Annotated in this window: 19 protein-coding genes; 14 read left to right on the top strand and 5 right to left on the bottom strand. The window is 44.9% G+C overall.

Annotated features, from left to right (window positions below):
- Positions 1-90: 90 nt before the first annotated feature.
- The 6 genes from clpP (at position 91) to OCV44_RS10170 (ending at position 7,640) form a co-directional block, all read left to right on the top strand.
- Positions 91-717: an ATP-dependent Clp endopeptidase proteolytic subunit ClpP gene (gene clpP, locus OCV44_RS10195; RefSeq protein ID WP_004736080.1), complete on the top strand. Its 627-nt coding sequence runs from the start codon at positions 91-93 to the stop codon at positions 715-717.
- Between the two features lie 81 nt (positions 718-798).
- Positions 799-2,079, top strand: a complete 1,281-nt coding sequence (gene clpX, locus OCV44_RS10190; protein ID WP_139685508.1) for an ATP-dependent protease ATP-binding subunit ClpX — start codon at positions 799-801, stop codon at positions 2,077-2,079.
- A gap of 132 nt (positions 2,080-2,211) precedes the next feature.
- Positions 2,212-4,563: an endopeptidase La gene (gene lon / locus OCV44_RS10185; RefSeq protein WP_139685509.1), complete on the top strand. Its 2,352-nt coding sequence runs from the start codon at positions 2,212-2,214 to the stop codon at positions 4,561-4,563.
- Positions 4,564-4,754: 191 nt separating this feature from the next.
- Entirely contained in the window at positions 4,755-5,027 is a 273-nt protein-coding gene (locus OCV44_RS10180; RefSeq protein WP_004736083.1) for an HU family DNA-binding protein, read from the top strand.
- 222 nt (positions 5,028-5,249) lie between these two features.
- Positions 5,250-7,115, top strand: a complete 1,866-nt coding sequence (ppiD, locus tag OCV44_RS10175; RefSeq protein WP_139685510.1) for a peptidylprolyl isomerase — start codon at positions 5,250-5,252, stop codon at positions 7,113-7,115.
- Positions 7,116-7,340: 225 nt separating this feature from the next.
- Positions 7,341-7,640: a ComEA family DNA-binding protein gene (locus OCV44_RS10170; RefSeq protein WP_086049805.1), complete on the top strand. Its 300-nt coding sequence runs from the start codon at positions 7,341-7,343 to the stop codon at positions 7,638-7,640.
- Here OCV44_RS10170 and rrtA read toward each other — a convergent pair.
- Complete coding sequence (gene rrtA / locus OCV44_RS10165) at positions 7,631-8,179, bottom strand: rhombosortase (RefSeq protein ID WP_139685511.1); 549 nt, start codon at positions 8,177-8,179, stop codon at positions 7,631-7,633. The two genes, OCV44_RS10170 and rrtA, sit on opposite strands and share 10 nt — an antisense overlap.
- 9 nt (positions 8,180-8,188) lie before the next feature.
- Between rrtA and OCV44_RS10160 the strand changes: the two genes are divergently transcribed.
- Complete coding sequence (locus OCV44_RS10160; protein ID WP_139685512.1) at positions 8,189-8,788, top strand: tRNA-uridine aminocarboxypropyltransferase; 600 nt, start codon at positions 8,189-8,191, stop codon at positions 8,786-8,788.
- 26 nt (positions 8,789-8,814) lie between these two features.
- On the opposite strand, the gene OCV44_RS10155 is transcribed toward OCV44_RS10160, so the two are convergent.
- The 3 genes from OCV44_RS10155 to OCV44_RS10145 form a co-directional block, all read right to left on the bottom strand.
- On the bottom strand, positions 8,815-10,158 hold the full coding sequence (locus tag OCV44_RS10155) for an anti-phage deoxyguanosine triphosphatase (RefSeq protein WP_139685513.1): 1,344 nt from the start codon (positions 10,156-10,158) through the stop codon (positions 8,815-8,817).
- Positions 10,159-10,212: 54 nt separating this feature from the next.
- Entirely contained in the window at positions 10,213-10,797 is a 585-nt protein-coding gene (gene yfbR / locus OCV44_RS10150) for a 5'-deoxynucleotidase (RefSeq protein WP_139685514.1), read from the bottom strand.
- Positions 10,798-10,967: 170 nt separating this feature from the next.
- Positions 10,968-12,200 (bottom strand): pyridoxal phosphate-dependent aminotransferase, encoded by a 1,233-nt coding sequence (locus tag OCV44_RS10145; RefSeq protein ID WP_086049800.1) that lies wholly within the window; start codon positions 12,198-12,200, stop codon positions 10,968-10,970.
- 296 nt (positions 12,201-12,496) lie between these two features.
- Here OCV44_RS10145 and OCV44_RS10140 point away from each other — a divergent pair, with 296 nt between their 5' ends.
- From OCV44_RS10140 to OCV44_RS10110, 7 genes are all read left to right on the top strand, one after another.
- Positions 12,497-13,804: an isochorismate synthase gene (locus OCV44_RS10140; RefSeq protein ID WP_139685515.1), complete on the top strand. Its 1,308-nt coding sequence runs from the start codon at positions 12,497-12,499 to the stop codon at positions 13,802-13,804.
- Positions 13,801-15,525, top strand: a complete 1,725-nt coding sequence (menD, locus tag OCV44_RS10135) for a 2-succinyl-5-enolpyruvyl-6-hydroxy-3-cyclohexene-1-carboxylic-acid synthase (RefSeq protein ID WP_139685516.1) — start codon at positions 13,801-13,803, stop codon at positions 15,523-15,525. Before OCV44_RS10140 ends, menD begins: the two co-directional genes overlap by 4 nt.
- 9 nt (positions 15,526-15,534) lie before the next feature.
- Positions 15,535-16,335 (top strand): 2-succinyl-6-hydroxy-2,4-cyclohexadiene-1-carboxylate synthase, encoded by an 801-nt coding sequence (menH, locus tag OCV44_RS10130; protein ID WP_139685517.1) that lies wholly within the window; start codon positions 15,535-15,537, stop codon positions 16,333-16,335.
- A 102-nt stretch (positions 16,336-16,437) separates the two neighbouring features.
- Positions 16,438-17,304 carry a 1,4-dihydroxy-2-naphthoyl-CoA synthase gene (menB, locus tag OCV44_RS10125; RefSeq protein WP_010439547.1) on the top strand — a complete coding sequence of 289 codons (867 nt, stop codon included), beginning with the start codon at positions 16,438-16,440 and terminating at the stop codon, positions 17,302-17,304.
- A gap of 75 nt (positions 17,305-17,379) precedes the next feature.
- Positions 17,380-18,387, top strand: a complete 1,008-nt coding sequence (gene menC / locus OCV44_RS10120) for an o-succinylbenzoate synthase (protein WP_139685518.1) — start codon at positions 17,380-17,382, stop codon at positions 18,385-18,387.
- A 52-nt stretch (positions 18,388-18,439) separates the two neighbouring features.
- Complete coding sequence (menE, locus tag OCV44_RS10115; RefSeq protein ID WP_139685519.1) at positions 18,440-19,870, top strand: o-succinylbenzoate--CoA ligase; 1,431 nt, start codon at positions 18,440-18,442, stop codon at positions 19,868-19,870.
- A gap of 156 nt (positions 19,871-20,026) precedes the next feature.
- Complete coding sequence (locus OCV44_RS10110) at positions 20,027-20,191, top strand: hypothetical protein (RefSeq protein ID WP_170213739.1); 165 nt, start codon at positions 20,027-20,029, stop codon at positions 20,189-20,191.
- 153 nt (positions 20,192-20,344) lie between these two features.
- Here OCV44_RS10110 and OCV44_RS10105 read toward each other — a convergent pair whose 3' ends face one another.
- Complete coding sequence (locus OCV44_RS10105; RefSeq protein ID WP_139685520.1) at positions 20,345-21,265, bottom strand: YeiH family protein; 921 nt, start codon at positions 21,263-21,265, stop codon at positions 20,345-20,347.
- Between the last annotated feature and the right edge of the window lie 47 nt (positions 21,266-21,312).

Raw genomic sequence — 21,312 nt, 5'->3', positions numbered from 1 at the left:
CGTAGAAGGTTGACGTACGGTCAACAATTCTGCTAACAATGGTCCGTATGATTTAATCATTCGGGCCATTTATTTTAGGGACATAAGAATATGAGCTACCAAGAAAAAAATACAATGCCATCGATTATGGACGCACTAGTTCCTATGGTGGTTGAACAGACTTCCCGTGGTGAACGTTCTTACGATATTTATTCTCGTCTATTAAAAGAACGTATCATTTTCTTAACAGGTCAAGTGGAAGACCACATGGCAAATCTTGTCGTGGCTCAACTGCTTTTCTTGGAATCAGAAAACCCAGACAAAGATATCTATCTTTACATCAACTCACCTGGCGGTAGCGTAACAGCGGGCATGTCTATCTATGACACAATGCAGTTCATCAAGCCAAACGTGAGCACAGTATGTATGGGTCAAGCTTGCTCTATGGGTGCATTCTTACTAGCGGGTGGTACTCCTGGTAAGCGTCACGTGCTTCCAAACTCACGTGTAATGATTCACCAGCCACTTGGCGGCTTCCAAGGCCAAGCGTCTGATATTCAAATTCACGCGCAAGAGATCCTAACGATCAAGCAAAAGCTAAACAAACTATTGGCAGAGCACACAGGTCAGCCTCTAGAGGTTGTTGAGCGTGATACAGATCGTGACAATTTCATGTCTGCTGATCAGGCTGTAGAATACGGTTTGGTGGATTCAGTTCTTAATCACCGCGGTCAATAATTGCACGGCAATTGTTTAACGCAAAGTGATTCAAATTGATATACACTCAAACATAGAGAGTAAAGGCTAAGAGGTTAGCGAATGACAGATAAAAGCAAAGAGGGTGGTAGCGGTAAATTGCTTTACTGCTCTTTCTGTGGCAAAAGCCAGCACGAAGTTCGCAAGTTAATCGCAGGTCCTTCTGTTTACATTTGTGATGAATGTGTCGATCTTTGTAACGACATTATTCGTGAAGAAATTAAAGATGTTCTTCCAAAGAAAGAATCGGAATCGCTGCCAACGCCGCGTGAGATTCGTGAACATCTTGACGACTATGTAATCGGTCAAGAATACGCGAAAAAAGTGCTAGCAGTTGCAGTATATAACCACTACAAGCGTTTACGTAATGGTGATACGACGGCTGAAGGCGTAGAGCTAGGTAAGAGTAACATTCTTCTTATCGGTCCTACTGGTAGTGGTAAAACCCTACTGGCTGAAACACTGGCTCGTTTCCTAGACGTTCCTTTCACAATGGCAGATGCAACAACACTAACCGAAGCGGGTTATGTGGGCGAAGATGTTGAAAACATCATCCAGAAGTTGCTTCAGAAATGTGATTACGACGTAGCGAAAGCGGAACGCGGCATTGTTTACATCGATGAAATCGATAAGATTTCTCGTAAAGCTGAAAACCCATCGATCACGCGTGACGTGTCTGGTGAAGGTGTACAGCAAGCTCTATTAAAACTTGTTGAAGGTACAGTGGCTTCAGTTCCACCTCAAGGTGGTCGTAAGCATCCACAGCAAGAGTTCTTGCAAGTGGACACGTCTAAGATCCTATTTATCTGTGGTGGTGCGTTTGCCGGCCTAGATAAAGTGATTGAGCAACGTGTAGAAACAGGTTCAGGTATCGGCTTTGGCGCAGAAGTGCGTTCAAAAGACGAAACCAAAACTATCGGTGAACTGTTCACTCAAGTAGAACCTGAAGATCTAGTGAAGTATGGTTTGATTCCAGAATTCATTGGTCGTCTACCTGTTACAACAACACTGACAGAGCTTGATGAAGAAGCGCTAATCCAAATCCTTTGTGAGCCAAAGAATGCACTGACAAAACAGTACGCTGCATTATTTGAACTTGAGGATACAGAGTTAGAATTCCGTGAAGACGCCCTACGCGCAATTGCGAAGAAAGCAATGAACCGTAAAACGGGTGCTCGTGGTCTACGCTCTATCTTGGAAGGTGTTCTACTAGAAACTATGTACGAACTGCCATCTTCAACTGATGTAAGCAAGGTTGTGATTGATGAGTCGGTAATTAATGGTGAGTCAGAACCACTATTGATTTACAGCAACTCAGAGAATCAAGCAGCTGTTGCAGAGTAGGTCTTTTTAAGACAACACACTCAAATTGAAAAAGGAGGTAAGCAATTACCTCCTTTTTTTTATTCTTCCATTGAATCCAGTCGTTTAAGCCCCATATACTGCTTTATAAGTTAAAGCGGAAGAGAGAAATATATGAACTTGGAACGTTCCGAGCGTATCGAAATCCCCGTGCTACCTCTACGTGATGTAGTGGTTTACCCACACATGGTTATTCCATTGTTTGTTGGTCGTGAAAAATCGATTACTTGCCTTGAATCGGCAATGGAAGCTAACAAACAAGTACTACTTGTAGCGCAGAAAGAAGCGGACACTGATGAGCCTTCAATCGACGACCTATTTAACGTAGGTACAGTCGCTACTATTCTTCAGTTGCTAAAGCTGCCAGATGGTACCGTAAAAGTACTTGTCGAAGGTCAGCAGCGTGCAAAAATTCACCAGTTCAAAGAGAGTGAGTTTTTCTTAGCGGATGCCGAATACGTTGTAACCTCAGAACTTGACGAAAAAGAACAAGAAGTGGTTGTTCGCAGTGCGATCAATCAATTCGAAGGCTTTATTAAGCTGAACAAAAAAATTCCACCAGAGGTTCTAACATCGCTGAACGGTATTGATGAGGCTGCACGCCTTGCTGATACTATTGCTGCGCACATGCCACTTAAACTGGCAGATAAGCAGCACGTTCTAGAAATTTCTGATGTGACGGAACGTCTGGAATTCTTGATGGGCCAAATGGAGTCAGAAATTGACATCCTACAAGTTGAAAAACGCATCCGTGGCCGCGTTAAGAAACAGATGGAAAAGTCTCAGCGTGAGTACTACCTGAATGAGCAAATGAAAGCGATTCAGAAAGAACTTGGCGAGATGGACGACGCACCTGATGAATTCGAGACTCTGAAGAAGAAGATCGAAGATTCAAAGATGCCTCAAGAAGCTCGTGAGAAAACTGAGCAAGAACTGCAAAAACTGAAAATGATGTCGCCAATGTCTGCTGAAGCAACAGTAGTACGTAGCTACATTGATTGGATGGTTGGTGTTCCTTGGGCTAAGCGTTCAAAAGTTAAAAAGAATTTAGCCAAAGCGGAAGAGATCTTAAACGAAGATCACTACGGCTTAGAGCGTGTTAAAGAACGTATTCTTGAATACTTGGCAGTACAAAACCGTATCAACAAGCTGAAAGGTCCAATCCTTTGTCTTGTTGGTCCTCCTGGTGTTGGTAAAACTTCACTAGGCCGTTCGATTGCAGCAGCAACGGGTCGTAAGTACACACGTATGGCGCTAGGCGGCGTTCGTGATGAAGCTGAGATTCGTGGTCACCGTCGTACGTACATCGGTTCACTTCCGGGTAAGTTAATCCAGAAGATGTCTAAAGTTGGCGTTAAGAACCCACTGTTCCTATTAGATGAAATCGACAAGATGTCTTCTGATATGCGTGGCGACCCATCTTCAGCTCTTCTAGAAGTTCTAGACCCTGAGCAAAACAACGCATTCAACGATCACTACCTAGAAGTCGATTACGATCTGTCTGATGTGATGTTTGTGGCAACATCTAACTCTATGGATATTCCTGGCCCACTATTGGACCGTATGGAAGTGATTCGCCTGTCGGGTTACACAGAAGATGAAAAGCTGAACATTGCTAAGAGCCACCTATTGGACAAGCAAGTTCAACGCAACGGTCTTAAGCCTCATGAGATTGAGATTGAAGACTCTGCAATCATCGGCATCATTCGTTACTACACGCGTGAAGCGGGTGTGCGTAGCCTAGAGCGTGAAATCTCTAAGATCTGTCGTAAAGCAGTGAAGAATATCTTGTTAGACAGCGACCTTAACTCTGTAACGGTTAACATTGATAACCTGAAAGAGTACTTAGGCGTGCAACGTCATGACTTCGGTAAAGCGGATGAAAGCAACCGTATCGGCCAAGTAACTGGCTTAGCGTGGACTCAAGTCGGTGGCGATCTACTGACTATCGAAACTGAATCCATGCCAGGTAAAGGTAAGCTAACGCAAACCGGTTCACTGGGCGATGTGATGAAAGAGTCGATTCAAGCGGCAATGACCGTGGTTCGCTCTCGTGCTGAAAATTTGGGTATTAACACCGATTTCTACGAGAAACGTGACATTCATGTTCACGTACCGGAAGGTGCAACGCCAAAAGATGGCCCGAGTGCGGGTATCGCAATGTGTACTGCATTGGTCTCTAGCTTAACGGGTAACCCTGTGAAAGCAGAGGTGGGTATGACAGGTGAAATTACCCTTCGTGGTGAAGTTTTACCTATCGGTGGCTTGAAAGAAAAGCTGCTTGCAGCGCACCGCGGTGGCATCAAAACAGTCTTGATTCCTAAAGACAATGAACGTGATTTGGAAGAGATTCCAGACAACGTAATCGCTGACTTGAAGGTGATTCCGGTTCAATGGATTGATGAAGTACTGAAAGTCGCACTAGAACGAGATCCGTCAGGGGTCGAGTTCGACGTGAAAAAATAGTGATGCATAGCAAAAATAAGTAAAGAATTACGCTGATAGGCCCGAAAAGGCTTGTCAGCGTTTTTTTTGGACGCTAAGTTATTCGACTAAAGCGGCAGCCCTTTTGTAATAAGGCTTGCGGCTAAATTAAAACCAAAATGGAACGTACAGTCATCGAGAAGTAGTCACAGATGACACATAGGGGAAAAACAGTGAATAAAACACAACTAGTAGAATCAATCGCAGAAAACGCAGACATCTCTAAAGCTTCAGCTGGTCGCGCTCTAGACGCTTTCATCGAAGCAGTTGGCACAACGCTACAATCAGGCGACCAAGTTGCACTTGTTGGCTTTGGTACTTTCAGTGTTCGTACTCGTGCTGCTCGTACAGGTCGTAACCCAAAAACTGGTGAAGAGATCCAAATCGCAGAAGCTAAAGTACCTGGCTTCAAAGCGGGTAAAGCACTTAAAGACGCATGTAACTAATTTTTGTTGCTGAAACCTCGAGTTTTGTGAGGGGAAGGCAGTAATATGCGTTTACTGTTTGAACAATGATGTTTCATTTTTTTAAACAGTATATGTGCAAAGCACATTGAACTTATTTAAATTATGCGCATCCTACTGATGCGCATTTCTTTTTCTGATAATATCGCGTGAATAGATTTTTATTTTGAAGCCAATGCTTCATATCCGGAGAGCACTTAAATTATGATGGATCGATTACGCGAAGGCGTGAATAGCATCGCGGTAAAAATTATCCTTGGGTTGATTATCCTGTCATTCGTATTCGCAGGTGTAGGCAGCTACATCACCGGTGGCGGTAACAACGCAGCAGCTAAAGTTGGCAACACAGAAATTGCTCGTGGTGAGTTCGAACAAGCTTACCAAAACGAACGTAATCGCATGCAATCTCAACTTGGCGATTACTTCGCTCAAATGCTTGCAGACCCTGCATACGTAGAGTCTTTCCGTAAGTCAGTACTTGATCGCATGATCAACGATGTTCTACTTGAGCAGCAAGCTGAATCTTTAGGCCTACGAATCAGTGATTCTCAAATCCGTACCATGATTCTAGAAATGCCTCAGTTCCAAACGGCTGGTCAATTCGACCAAGAAGTTTACCAATCAGCACTGCGTCGTGCAGGTTTCAGCGCAGAAAGCTTCGCTGAATACATGCGTCGTGACCTAATGCGTAATCAACTGGTTACTGCACTTCAAGGCAGTGAATTTGTTCTTCAAGGCGAAATCGATATTCAGAGCAAGCTTATTGCTCAAACTCGTGATATTCGCACAGTGACACTGTCTGTTGCTGACCTAGCGAAAAACATCGAGTTAACTGACGAGCAAATCGAACAGTACTACCAAGAGAACCCTGCGGCTTACACTCGTCCAGAGCAGGCTAAAGTGTCTTACATCGAGCTTTCTGCTGAAGCGCTTAAATCGCAGCTTGAAGTTAGCGATGAGGAAGCTCAGAAATACTACCAAGAGCACCTAGACAAGTACTCTACTGAAGAGCAACGTAAAGTTAGCCACATCCTAGTTCAAGGTGATGACGAAGCGAAAGCACAGTCAATCCTAGACGAGCTAAATGCAGGCGCTGATTTTGCTACGCTAGCAGAAGAGAAGTCTGACGACTTCGGTAGTGCAGACGTTGGCGGTGACTTAGGTTGGATTGAACGTGACGTTATGGACCCAGCATTCGAAGACGCGGCTTTCGCTCTTGAGAATATTGGCGATACTACTGGCCTAGTTAAATCTGATTTCGGCTACCACATCATCAAGCTAGATGAAGTAAAAGCGTCTCAAGCTCAGGCTTACACAGAAGTTGCTACTGATATTAAGCAAGAATTACTAGACCAGCACGCTGTAGATCAGTTCTACGAACAGCAAACTGAGCTAGAAAAAGTAGCGTTTGAATTTCCAGATTCTCTAGATGACTCTGCAGAAGCTATCAACGCAAAGATCACGACAACAGATTTCATCTCGCAAATTGACGCTCCAGAAGTTCTGATGACGCCTGCCGTTATGCAAGCTATCTTGAGCCCTGAAGTGAAAGAAGACGGTTTGAACTCTGAAGTTATCGAATTGGCTCCTGAGCACGTGATTGTTGTACGTGTAGAAGAGACTCGCGACGAAACAGTTCTTCCTCTAGCTGAAGTGAAAGATCAAGTTGTCGCTGCACTATCTGCTGTAAAAGCAGAGCAACAAGCGGTAGAGCTAGGTGTTTCTCTAGTGAACGAGCTTAAGCAAGGCAACGAAGCTGTACTGGCAGATAACAGCCTTGAGTTCACTGAACTTGAAACGATTGACCGTAACTCGCCACTAGCGGCGTCTGTATTCGCTCTAGCGAAACCAGAAGCAGGCCAAGCTGTGTTCGGTCAGTCTAAAGACCAAGACGGTAACATCGTTGTTGTTGAGCTTTCTAAAGTAACGGCTGAAATCAACCCAGCTTACAGTACACAACTTGGTGCGCAGTTAGAGCGTGTTGGTAACCAACAAGATCTTACTAATGTACTAAACGTACTGCGCAAAAACGCAGACGTTGAATACTACGTAGTGGGTCAAGGTCAGTAAGCGTTTGATTATCTCAGTAGCAAGATCAACTTGATGATTGACTACTGAGAATCAACATATGATGTTAGGCTCCAATTCAGATTTGTGAGCCAACAAACAAGCTGATGAAAATAAGATGTATAACGAAGCGGGTCACTTAGGTGACCCGCTTTATTTTTATCTGGTGATTGTGTTATCTAGCGCGGCAAATGCATAAGTTACGTTTTTTGAACAAAGGAACAGTTTATGCGCACGATATATTCAACACTACTTCTTTCATTTCTGATGACCCTGAGCTCCCCAGCGCTTTCTGATAGCCCAACTAAAGCTGAGCTTTACGATGGCATTGAGATTACGGTCAACATCAATACCGCGACAGCAGAAGAGCTGTCAGCACTATTGGTTGGTGTGGGGGATAAGAAAGCCCAAGAGATCGTCGATTACAGAGATAAAAACGGTGTGTTTATGACTGCTGATGATTTGGTGAGTGTCAAAGGGATAGGTGAAGCCACGGTTAAAAAGAACCGCGAAAGAATTCAGCTTTGATCCGTTTTTTTATTCATTAGAAATGAAACCACAGCCATGAAGCCCCCGGCCAGTGCACCTGCTAGGTGGGCTTCAATGGCGACACGCGCATTAATCAGTTCGCCTGTCGTGCTAGAAGGGCCAACAAGCTGCTCCCAAGCAATCTTAGCGACTAATCCGAAAACTAACAGCCAACTAGATTTCCTACCGCTTAAAGCTTCTCTGAGCGCAAATAAGCCAAACAACCCATGCAAAGTGCCAGATAGGCCGACATAGATCTGAATAGTCGAAAGCAGCAGAGCGATTCCATTCACTAAGCTAATCACAAGCAAAGCAACCGCAAGCTGTTTTTTGCTCGGTTGAAACAGATAGCTGATGATCCACAAGCCTGCTAGATTCATCAGAAGGTGCGAGGTGTTGGTATGTGAAAAGTTTCCTGTTAGGATCCGCCACCATTGCCCTTCGGCAATCGCATTGCTATCCCAAACGACCCAAGCTTGTATTGGCTCAAATTGGAATAAGACGCATAAAAGTGAAGTGAAAATTAAAACAGGGTACACATTAAATCCATGTCTCGTTATTGCCCCCAATGCAGCAAGGCTTTGAAAGCTTGTATTTGTCAGTGGGTTACACCACTCGAATCGAATGTTGAGCTTATCATTCTTCAGCATCCATCAGAAGAGCATCGCCCGATGGGAACTGCGCGTATCCTCTCGTTATCTCTAAATAACAGCGTGACGCTTGTCGGTGAAGATTTTTCAGACAACGATCAATTGAACGCATTGCTGGCCGATGAACAGTATCAACATGTGATTTTATACCCAAGTGAAAACTCTGTTTCCGTTGAGTCGGCAACATGTCCAAGTAAGAAGTTGCGTGTGATTTTATTGGATGGGACGTGGAAGAAAGCATTCAAGATGTGGCAAGTATCGAGTAACTTGCATGCGTTGAACACGGTTCACTTGCCGAAAGACCTAAAGGGTAATTACCGAATTCGCAAAGCACCTAGTGAAAACAGTCTTTCTACCGTTGAAGCTGGTTATCATTTGCTTAGCTTGTTAGAGAGTGATGGCGACTTTAGCCCTTTGCTAACGGCATTTGACCAAATGATTCAGTTTCAAATCAATCAAATGCCGCCAGGTGTATTTGAAAAAAATTACTTAGATTAAGCCGTTTTAGTCAAGTGAGTCAGCAATTAAAACTCGGTATGAGCTGAGAACAGTTGCTGATGCATTTTCTGCGCAAGATCATCAGTCATTGATGAAATATAATCTGCTATCACGCGCATTTTTCTTGATTCATCTTGATGCTGTTGCCATTGCTTCTTGATGGGCAGAGGCAACAAGCGTTCAGGATCGGCGCTGAATGCTTCAAACATATCCATGATGATCTGTTGGCCCTTGTATTCGATGACCTGAACTTGAGGGACTTGAATCACGAACTCGCTGACAAAGTGCTTCAGCTTATCGAGTGTGGCGTCCATACTCGGTTCAAGTACGGCATTGTAAGCCAACAGCACATTCTCAAAGTTAGCATCTACCCGCTTAATCGAGATACTGGTCAACAGAGCGTTGACTATCCCACCAATCGCATCTTTTCGACGATACTGCTCACCAGAGAACAACATCTCTGTAATTGAATCTAAGTGCTCACAAATCCAAGGGTCAGCCATTTCTCTGAGCTGAGGGTATGCAGAATCGACCCATTGAGCTTTAGTCACTGAACCTAGCACAATCGCATCTTCCAAATCGTGCACGCCATATGCGATGTCATCGGCAAGCTCCATGATCGAACAATCAAGTGACTTATATTTGGTTTTGTTGTGCTCAAGTGGCTCGGTGTGCGACTTTCTTTTCTGTTTTAGAAGCTGTTGGTCGTTACTCGAAAGTGGCTCAAGTACCCAGTTGAATAACTCTTCATCGTGGTCATAAATGCCTTTTGCTGGCATCCAATCTCGCGCTCGAAGCTGTCGTTGGTGTTTAACAGGTTGAGATTGAGTCTTGGCTTGAACTTCGCTCAGTAGTGAAGGGTATTTAATCAGCCCCAACAAAGTGCGTCGAGATAGATTCATCCCGTGATGTTCAGTGTAAGGTTCTAACTGAGTGACAATGCGAAACGTTTGAGCATTACCCTCAAAGCCACCGTGGTCGCGCATCATGTAGTTGAGTGCGACTTCACCACCATGGCCATAAGGCGGGTGGCCGATGTCGTGAGCCAAACACAATGAATCAATTAAGCTGTCTGAGGGCAATAGGTCTCGAAACTCAGGCTGTTTTTTCTTCAGCTGAGCGACGATACCAGTGCCAAGTTGCGCGGCCTCAAGAGAGTGAGTTAGACGAGTACGATGGAAATCATTGACCGTAGTGCCGTGCACTTGGGTTTTTGCTTGTAGGCGGCGAAAAGCCGCAGAGTGAAGCACCCGCGCACGGTCACGCTGATACGGACTACGGTGGTCATCACGCCTGATTTTATGTTCATCGTCATTTCGATGTTGCCATTCTTGTTCGAGTTCAAATGGTGGTTCGAGTAGAGAAGTCAAAATAGCACCTATCAATCTGATTTATTTAGCTAATTAAAAACAACTTATACCCAGCTAGCTTATCTCGTCTAGTGATAATTCAAAGCTTGGCGCAAATGTGGTGAGAAAGTAGTCCATTTCAGGGCTTTTACGCTGTTCGAGAGTCTCTTCCAACCTGCGCTTAGCTTGTTCGTATTCATGATTGCCCGCGCTGAGTTCTTCCAAGCATTTTAGGTAAGCACAGATGGTGTCGGCTTGCTTAACGATGTTCTGCTCTTCTTTATTTGCTGTTCCTGAAATTAGAAAGGGTGCGAAGTCGTCTTGGAACTCTTCTGGCAGCATTGAAAGCAGTCTTTGTTCTGCAGCCGCTTCTATCTTCTTATACTCTTGGGCAATGTCTGGATTGTAGTATTTAACTGGCGTCGGCAAATCTCCTGTTAGCACTTCACTGGTATCGTGGTACATGCCAAGCAGAGCAATGTGTTCTGGGTTGAGTTTGCCATCAAACTTCTTGTTTTTGATAAGCGCCAAGGCGTGGGCGACGAAAGCGACCTGTAGGCTATGTTCTGAAATGTTCTCACTTGAGACTGAGCGCATCAAAGGCCAGCGTTGGATAAGCTTCATGCGTGCGAGATGGGCGAAGAAATGGCTTTGTTTCATAAGAGTCCTTTCTAAAAAATACTCCACTCGTATCTTGTGTTAACTCAAACAGTACGAGACAGCGGATACAAAAAAGGCTCCCAAGCAGGAGCCCTTTAAGCATAGAAGTGATTGATTACAAGTTAAAGTCTTTTAAAACAGCAAATTGTAGTCATCTTTCTTTGTGCTAATTAACCTTCGACGATGTCGTCTTGGCTGTAGGTCTGTAAGAAGCGCTCTAGACGACCAATCGCGATTTCTAGATCTTCGATGTGCGGTAGAGTCACGATGCGGAAGTGATCCGGCTTCGGCCAGTTGAAGCCAGTACCTTGAACTAATAGCACCTTCTCTTGTTTAAGGAAATCGAGCACAAACTTCTGATCGTCTTTGATGTTGTACATGTTGGTGTCGATCTTAGGGAACAGGTACATCGCGCCTTTTGGTTTCACACAAGAAACGCCAGGGATCTTGTTGATCAGTTCCCATGCACGATCACGTTGTTCGAGTAGTCGACCACCAGGAAGAATCAATTCATTGATACTCTGATAACCACCCAGTGCCGTTTGGATGGCATGCTGCATCGGTACGTTCGCACATAAACGCATCGAGGCCAGCATTTCTAGCCCTTCAACGTAGCCTTTCGCTATGTGTTTCGGACCTGTTAAGAACATCCAACCACCACGGAAGCCGCATACACGGTAAGCTTTAGACAGGCCATTGAATGTGACCATTAATACATCTTCGGCAAGCGTTGCAACTGAAGTGTGTACCGCACCGTCGTAAAGTACTTTGTCGTAGATTTCATCAGCGAAGATGATCAAACCGTGTTCACGAGCAATCTCAACAACTTGTAATAGGAAATCACGGCTGTATACCGCACCCGTTGGGTTGTTTGGGTTGATAAGAACGATGCCGCGCGTCTTTGGTGAAATCTTCGCTCGCATGTCGTCTAAATCTGGATACCAATCGGCATCCTCATCACACATGTAGTGAACCGGTGTGCCACCAGAAAGTGCAACAGACGCTGTCCATAGTGGGTAGTCCGGAGCGGGAACTAATATTTCATCACCATTATCCAGTAGCGCCTGCATAGACATAACGATAAGCTCTGATGCACCGTTACCAATGTAAACGTCTTCTACATCAAGGTTACGTAGGCCTTTTTTCTGGTAGTGCTGAACAACCGCTTTGCGGGCTGAATAGATGCCTTTTGAGTCGCAGTAACCCTGAGATGTCGGCAGGTTACGGATTACGTCAACAAGGATTTCATCAGGGGCGTCAAAACCAAATGGGGCGGGGTTACCAATATTAAGCTTCAGTATTTTATGCCCTTCTTCTTCCATGCGCTTAGCATGTTTGAGTACAGGCCCCCTGATTTCGTAGCATACGCTGTTGAGTTTTGACGACATCCCGATATTTTGCATTGCCGATTTCCTGAAATTAATTTAAATACTTTATTAAAGTACCGCAAAATGACGTTTGATAGAATAAAAATCTGATGAATGTCGAATTTCAGTGTCACGTTTGGTCTTTTTGTTGTCACTCATTTCTAAATTTTAATCAATCGCTTTTGTGGTTACACGTTAAGATGAATAAAGGGATGGGATCGCTTAAAATCACAGGAATGTTCAAAAGATATAGTACATTCTTGATCTAAATGGGGACTGCCCATAAAGTATCAAACTAATATAATAATAATTTAGATGTGAACGAGGTCGATTTGTCACATTTCCAGCAAACTATCTCCGCTTTGATTGAGCGAGTACAAAATGCCCAAGCAAGTGAAGTTCGTTGTGTTGAAGTTCTAACGCAAAAACCATCGTTTGCATTTATTGAATGGCTTCATGCTCAACCGCTCTTTCCTAAGTTCTACTGGCAGTCGCGCGATACTCGTGAAGAGGTCGTTGCACTCGGTCAACTGCATACTTTTTCCGATCCCGCTCCGGCGTACGCTATTCTTGGCGAAGAACAACGAATTTGGGGCGGACGTTCGTTTGATGGACATACCGCAAAGAACCGTCGTTGTATGGAATCGTTTTTCTTCCTTCCTCAGGTTGAATTGATCCGTTTTGACAATACATGGTCACTAGCCGTTAATTTGTCTCCTGATCGTGTTGCTTCTATTAATGCTTTGAATAAGCTTGCTGTTGAAGCGGCGATATTGGCGCCTTTGTCTGCGCATATCGAACAGATTCAACATGTTCCAGAAAGAGAACAGTGGGACAACTTGGTCGATAAAGTCCTGAAGGGCATCAGCGATGAAGAGTACAAGAAAGTCGTTTTGGCTCGTAAAACCACGTTGCAGCTTGATGCGCCTATCTGTGCGGCTCAATTACTTAAAGCCAGTTATCTGCAAAATCATCACAGTTTTCACTTTATGTTGGTGCTGGATTCGAAACACAGCTTTATTGGTTCGACGCCAGAGCGCTTATATAGCCGACATGGTACTGAGCTTGATACCGAAGCCCTTGCTGGAACGATCGGTCGCGGGGAGAACGCAACCGAGGATATGGAGTTAGCCAACTGGCTTTCTCAAGACAGCAAGAACCTCAATGAAAACCAATATGTAGTCGACGATATCATTGAGCGCCTGACACCTCATTCCCAAACGGTGCATGTTGAAAAAGATGCCCGTCTTGTGCGTCTGCGTAAGGTGCAGCATTTGAAGCGCAATATTCACGCTCAGCTTAAAAATGGTATCAACGGTGTTCAGTTGCTTGCAGCATTGCAGCCAACCGCCGCTGTAGCTGGTCTACCGCGTAAAGAGGCGATGGACTTTATTCTTGAACATGAACCGTTTGCACGAGGTTGGTATGCCGGTTCAGTCGGTTACATTAGCCATCAACGTGCGGAGTTCTGTGTGGCAATTCGGAGTGCATTGGTTGTAAACGATCAAGTACAACTGTTTGCGGGCGCGGGGATCGTGCCTGGATCGGTTGCTGAGCATGAGTGGCAAGAATTAAACAAAAAAATGTCGACCTTACTGAGCTTAATTTCAGATCACCCACCGCTGGGTGTGGCATCATGAATCACGACCAAGCCGTATTGAATAGAGTTTGGTGTAACACGTTACTTGAAGAGTTAACACGCAGTGGTGTTGAGCATGTTTGTGTTGCGCCGGGCTCGCGCTCAACACCATTAACACTTGAAGCTGAAGCCAATCCAAAACTGACGCTGCACACGCATTTTGATGAGCGTGGGCTTGGTTTTCTTGCGTTAGGTTTAGCGAAAGCCAGTGGTAAGCCAGTTGCTGTGATTGTTACCTCTGGTACTGCTGTTGCAAACCTTCTTCCTGCGACGGCTGAATCTGGGCTGACACGAGAAAAGCTGATTTTGCTGACCTCTGATCGACCTATCGATTTAGTCGACTGTGGCGCTAATCAAGCGATTCAACAGCAAGGCATCTTTTCTTCCCATGTTGAAAGTGCTTTAAACTTACCAAGCCCTAGTACACAAGTATCTCTGAATTGGTTGCTGACATCGGTTGATCACGCGCTGGTGAAACAACGCAATGTTGGTGGTGCGATTCATATCAACTGTCCGTTCCCAGAACCTCTATATTCTGCGAATAGCGCGGAAATGTATGCGCAATACACATCCAGTGTCGCTGGGTGGAAATCGGGAACAGGTTGTTACAGCCAAACGTTTTTACCTAATCAAGTGAACACACAACCTATTGCTCCAGGTGAGTACCTTGGGCGCAAGGGTGTGGTTATTCTCGGTTCGCTAGATATTGAACAGGCGAAAAAAGCTCAACAGTTTGCTACTGCATTAGGTTGGCCAATTTTTTGCGACCCTCAATCAGGTGTCACAAGTGATTGGAAGCATTATGATCTGTGGATGCAGAGTGACGTAGCGAAAGAACAACTCAACCAGTGTGATTTCATTCTTCAGTTTGGTGAGCGCATTGTTTCTAAGCGATTAAACCAATGGATTAAGTCACAAGCGGTTTCGTTCGATTGCACGCAATATGTTGTGGTTTCACCTGATGCGCACCGTATAAACCAAGATCATCTACCGCAAACTCATATTGTTGCCAATATCGAGTCATGGATCACCGAGCAATACCTGCCAATTTTGTTAGGCAAACATTCTGGTTGGGCGACGCCTTTAATCGAGGTCGCAAATACTGTTCAGCAGCTCGCCCTCGCGCAAATATCCAATAATGACCAACTGACGGAACTAAGTGTTGCCGTTGATTTGTCGACTAGACTTAAAGACAGAGAGTTGTTTGTGGGAAACAGCTTGATGGTAAGGCTGGTGGATATGTTGTCATCAATATCTGTGAATCAAGTTTACAGTAATCGTGGTGCATCGGGCATTGATGGCTTGGTGGCGACGGCTGCGGGCGTGATGAAAGCCAATCAGAATCCTTTGATGATGTTAATCGGTGATACCTCTTTGTTGTATGACCTCAACTCGCTGGCTCTGCTGACTCATAATTTAACGCCAATGGTTATTGTTGTGACTAACAACGACGGTGGGGCGATCTTTGATTTGTTGCCGGTTCCTGAGCAACAAAAACAGTCACTTTATCAAATGCCTCATGGTTTCAGCTTTGAATATGCGGCAGCGCAATTCCAGCTGGGATACGCTGCGCCAGAAACCTTGAACGGCTACCAAACCATTGTCGAACAACATTTCGAACAGGGTCAGGGTACCTTGCTCGTGGAAGTTAAGACGCCTCCCGAACAAGCGTCGACTCTGCTAAAACAATTCAGTTCAATGCTCACCGAGGCATTAGCCTAAGGACTTTACATGCTTTACTCCAATTATTACCCAGCGGTACAAAAATCTTCTGACAAACCTTTGCTTGTTTTTTTACATGGTTTACTCGGAAGCGGGGATGATTGGAGTGCATGTCATCCATTCCTCGAGGACTTTCCTCGTCTTTGCATAGATTTGCCCGGACACGGACAAAGCCGCTTTACTGATCCGGTAGGCTTTGACCATTGCTGTAATAAAATTGTCCAGTGCATCACATCTCAACTGGCGCTCAACAACCTTCCTGCTGATTATCCTATCGTGGTTATCGGCTACTCTATGGGGGGGAGGCTTGCTATGTATGGGGTAACAAGCCCTTGCTTCGAGACGCTTAACCTAGAGAAAGTCATCATTGAAGGTGGCAACTTTGGTTTGGAGTGCGATGAAGAGAGAGCACAAAGGTTAGTACATGATACGCAGTGGGCAGTTCGCTTTGCACAGCAGTCGATTGAAGATGTTTTAGACGATTGGTATCAACAAAGCATCTTTTCTTCACTAAATCATGAGCAAAGACAAACTTTGGTCATAAAGCGTAGTGGTAACCTTGGAGTATCCGTAGCAAATATGTTGTTATCTACTTCGTTAGCTAAGCAACCAGATTTACGTGCCACATTGAAATCTCATGAGCATTTATTGCATTATGTATGTGGAGAAAAAGATCGTAAATTCATGGAGCTAGCTGAGAATAGTGGTTTTGAATATAGTCAGGTCGATCACGCTGGTCATAATGTTCATTTCGAGCAACCAGAGCTGTTTTCCAACCTGATAATTCAATGTATCGCCAGTCGTCGTTAATCTGACTGAGCGATTCTTTCGTATCAAGCACTATCAAAAGCAGAGCAACACCGTCACGACTATTCGTTAGTCGTGGTCTCTAATAGAACAATGGGAATCACCATGGCTAAAACAGTAGGCATCACAGAAGAAGAACTTTACGCAGCCGTTAACTGGCGCGATGAAAGCAGTCAATTTGAAGATATTCAATACCATAAGTCTGACGATGGTATTGCGAAAATCACGATTGCGCGTCCTCAAGTGCACAATGCGTTCCGTCCACAAACTGTAAAAGAGATGATCAATGCACTGGCTGACGCTCGTTACGACGAGAAAGTAGGCGTGATCATTTTGACGGGTCTTGGTGAGAAGGCGTTCTGTTCTGGTGGTGACCAAAGTATCCGTGGTGACTACGGCGGCTATCAAGATGATTCAGGTACTCACCACTTGAACGTACTTGATTTCCAACGTCAAATTCGTACTTGTCCAAAACCGGTTATTGCAGCGGTATCTGGCTGGGCAGTGGGTGGCGGTCATGTACTTCACATGATGGCAGACCTGACTATTGCCGCTGAAAACGCGCAGTTCGGTCAGACGGGTCCTAAAGTGGGTTCATTCGATGGCGGTTGGGGTGCTTCTTACATGGCTCGTATCGTTGGTCAAAAGAAAGCACGTGAAATTTGGTTCCTGTGTCGTTTCTACGATGCTCAAGAAGCATTGGACATGGGTCTAGTAAACACAGTCGTGCCTGTTGCTGACCTAGAAAAAGAAACGGTTCGTTGGTGTCGTGAAGTTCTTCAACATAGCCCAATGGCGCTGCGTTGCTTGAAAGCGGCATTAAACGCAGACTGTGACGGCCAAGCTGGTCTTCAAGAGTTGGCGGGTAATGCAACCATGATGTTCTACATGACAGAGGAAGGCCAAGAAGGCCGCAACGCATTCAACGAGAAACGTCGACCGGACTTCGACAAGTTCCCGCGTAACCCATAGTCTTTTTCTTCTTTAAAATGAGTCGCTAATAGCGGCTCGTTTTGTTTTGATGTTCCCCGTTTTTTAGGAAACTTTATGAACTCAGTGAATTCTCAGCGTCACGCTAAACTCTACCGTTATCAATTGCCTATGGATAGTGGTGTGATTCTTCGTGACAATAAGTTGAACGAACGCGTTGGCTATATCATCCAACTTGAGTGTGATGGTAAAACTGGCTTTGGCGAAGTTGCGCCTTTGGCAGGTTTTAGCCAAGAAGATGCTGAACAAGCTGGCATTCAGCTGCAACACGAATTAGAGCTTTGGAGTCACAATAACCCTCAAACGCCTTTTGATGAGTTATATCCTTCTGTTGCCTTCGGTTTTTCGTTGGCGATGATGGAATTACGAGGCGAACTCAATGCTGAAGGTAATTACCAAGCAGCGCCGTTGTGTACAGGAGATCCAGATGAATTGATCCCTGTGTTAAATGAGATGAAAGGCGAGAAGGTTGCCAAAGTAAAAGTCGGTCTCTACGAAGCGATTCGTGATGGTATGCTGGTTAGCTTATTCCTTGAGTCGATCCCTGATTTGACCCTAAGACTTGACGCTAACCGCGCGTGGAAACCAGAGAAAGCGAAGCAGTTCATTAAATACATTTCGCCGTCACTGCGTCAGCGTATTAGCTTTATTGAAGAGCCCTGCCAAAAGCCAGAAGACAGCTTGGCCTTTGCCATCGACCATGGTGTTGCGATTGCATGGGATGAGACACTACAAGAAGCGGTGCGAAGCCCAGAATTTGATCTTAGCGACCTTACGGGTGTTAAAGCGGTAGTGATTAAACCAACCTTGATTGGCTCAGTAGAGCGTTGTGTTGCTATCATTGAACGCGCACAGCAACTTGGTATTAAGCCTGTACTAAGCTCAAGCATAGAGTCTAGTCTTGGATTAACTCAGATTGCACGATTAGCACAACAGTACTTGCCTAACGAAGTTCCAGGACTTGATACGATTGGCTTGTATCAGCAACAACTAGAAGTCTCTTGGCCGGGTTGCCAGCTTCCTGTTTCTACTCTTGAACAGCAACAACTGATTTGGTCTTCTTAGGCTGATCGTTCGATTAGCTTAGACCGTTTTCAATCTATAACTTGGTTATCTTATGATGCGCCCACAATCTATTCATCACCCACTTTGGGTACAGTGGGCGCAGCAAAACCCACATCAAACAGCGTTAGTCACTCCTAATCGCGCTTACACTTGGCTGCAAGTTTCAACGTTAGTGAGTGAGTACCAACAACGGCTATCTCAGCAAGGCCTATCTGAAGGTGATGTACTGACAATTGTTGGTAAGAATCAAGCTGAAGTGATCCCCGTTTACCTTGCCGCACTCAATTTGGGTGTGGTTTGTGCGTTTACCATGCCTCAGCCAGCAGCTCGTTTAACGCAGAAACTTGAATCCCTCTATGGTCAGCTAGACAGACGTTACCTTTGGCTATTAGATAGCTGTGGGTTAGATCATTCTGATGCTGTTGACCTCAAGACTGTATTGGTGACGTTACCTTGCTTGAACGAAGTTAAGGTCGATGGTGGTGACAAACCAACAACACTGCAAAATCCTAACTTTGATCCTCAAAATCTAGCGAGCATCGTATTCACTTCTGGCTCTACCGGAAACCCGAAAGCTGTGGCGCACACGTTGCAGCAACACTTACATTCGGCGGTCGGGTTACTTAAGGTGTTTCGTTATCAACAAGACGATACTTGGCTACTGAGTTTGCCTATGTACCATGTGTCGGGATTGGCGATTGTTCATCGTTGGCTAGCTGCTGGTGGCAGTATCAAAATAGGCCAAGGTAAGCTCGAAACCGATATCGAAGGTTGCAGTCATGCCTCGTTGGTTGCTACTCAGTTGCAGCGGTTATTAAAGAGTAAGCAAGCACTTACTTTAACTCATGTGCTGCTTGGTGGTAGTCATATTCCGGAAGCGCTTGGACTTGAAGCTCAACACATGGGTATCGAAACCTGGCTTGGGTATGGAATGACAGAAGCAGCTTCAACAGTGACCGCGAAGCTGGTCGATTCTAGTAATACTGCAGGTTTTGTTCTCGACCAACGCCAACTAAAAATTGAAGAACAACGTATCTTGATTGGCGGCAATACGCTTGCTTCTGGTTATTACTATCAGGGCGAGTTAACACCGCTGGTGGATGAGGACGGTTGGTTCGATAGCAAAGATCTTGGGGAGTGGGTTGGCGAACAAGTGTCGATTATTGGGCGCGCTGATAATCAGTTTATTTCTGGTGGTGAGAATATTCACTGTGAGGAAATTGAACAAGCACTCAACCAATTACCTGAAGTTAAACAAGCCTTTGTGGTTCCTGTTGAAGACAGTGAATTTGGCTTTAGACCGATTGCGATCGTCGACTGTGATGAACTACCTACCATAGAGTGGTTTGCAGAACAGTTACAAGGGAGCCTAGAGCGATTTAAGTTTCCTATCGAGTATTATCAGATGCCAGAGCAAGAACAGCAGGGGATCAAAGTATCGAGAGCAGGTTTAGCATCTTGGGTGTTGCAGCATAGGAACTAAAAGGTCGAAAGTATCAGGAAGGTGTGTGTTGTTTGCTAGATTGGAAGACGGTTAGTTAATTTAGCAATTAGATAGTTCAAAACAGAATTTATTATCTTTATAACTAGCCATCATAATAAGCCCAATAAACAATGGATTGTCGAATAAGGTCTTATTATGAAAATTGCCCTCATCATTGCGGTTTTGCTGCAGATAGGCCAAGCGCTCACTTCGTCTGGGTTGACTCGTTCGTTGGCTGAACTCACCGCATTTGTGTTGGTTTTAGTACTTGTTTTGATGAAAAGAGAGAGCAAGAAGAGTGATAAACCCCTGTTTGATTAGTGATTGTTGCAACAAAGAATATCTTTACCACAAACGATATTTTTACTACAAACGATAAAGGCAAAGCCCATTTGAGCTTTGCCTTTTTATTTTGTTGTTTGTTAATCTGAGTGTCTAGGTAACCAAACACCACTTAAAGCGTCTCTTTTCGGACTAAGCGAGAGTTAGCCACGCCAAAGAGCCCGTCGAGATCATGACCCACATCGTAATACCAAACATCAATGGCTTAGGCCCTGCCGCTTTTAACTTCTCAACTGAAATGCCACAACCAATTAAGAACAGACACACAACCAACGCGCGCTTAGAGACATCAAAGATACCTTGGTAGACCATCTCAAATTGTGGCAGCAAGTCACTAACCGCGATAGCGGCACAATAGAAGAAAATGAAGTAGGGAACTGTAATCTTCTTTTGATCGTTCTTGAAGATCATCGCGCTCACCAAAGCGATTGGGATGATCCAGAGTGCACGAGCGAGCTTCAATGTTGTCGCTGTCGTCAGTGCTTCTTCGCCATACGCTGAAGCCGCGCCTACTACAGAAGAGGTATCGTGAATCGCAATGGCTGCCCAAGTACCAAATGTTTGTTGGCTTAACTCAAGTGCGTGGCCAATCATCGGGAACAAGAATAGGGCGATTGAGTTCAATACGAATACTGTGGCTAATGCTAAGCCAATCTGCTCATCGTCGGCTTTAATCGCGGGGGCTACGGCTGCGATAGCGCTACCACCACAAATCGCGGTGCCTGAAGAAATAAGGTACCCCGTGGTGCGATCCAGTCCCATTCGTTTCGCTAAGAACCAACCAATCACCAGCGTACCAATGATGGTTGTGACAATTAAACCAATCCCATCGCCTGTCACTGCTAATGCTTTTTCAAACTGAATGCCAAAGCCCAAACCGACAATAGAATAGGCCAGTAGCTTTTTGGTGAGTTTTCCGACTTCCAAGTGTTCAGGCACTAAACCTAAACTAGCAAGCAGAAAACCGATGACGAGGGCGGTTGGTGAGCTTACCCATGGCGTTAAGCAAAACAGTGCAGCAAGATAAAATGGAACAGACTTTTTTATATTCATTGTTTTTAGAGTCTTGTTTGACGTTATTGTAATGGGGCCACTATACG

It is taken from the genome of Vibrio tasmaniensis (genome assembly GCF_024347635.1).
GTDB lineage: Bacteria > Pseudomonadota > Gammaproteobacteria > Enterobacterales > Vibrionaceae > Vibrio > Vibrio tasmaniensis.
The sequence above is the reverse complement of the archived record's forward strand: the minus strand, read 5'-3'. Positions and strand labels throughout refer to the sequence as shown.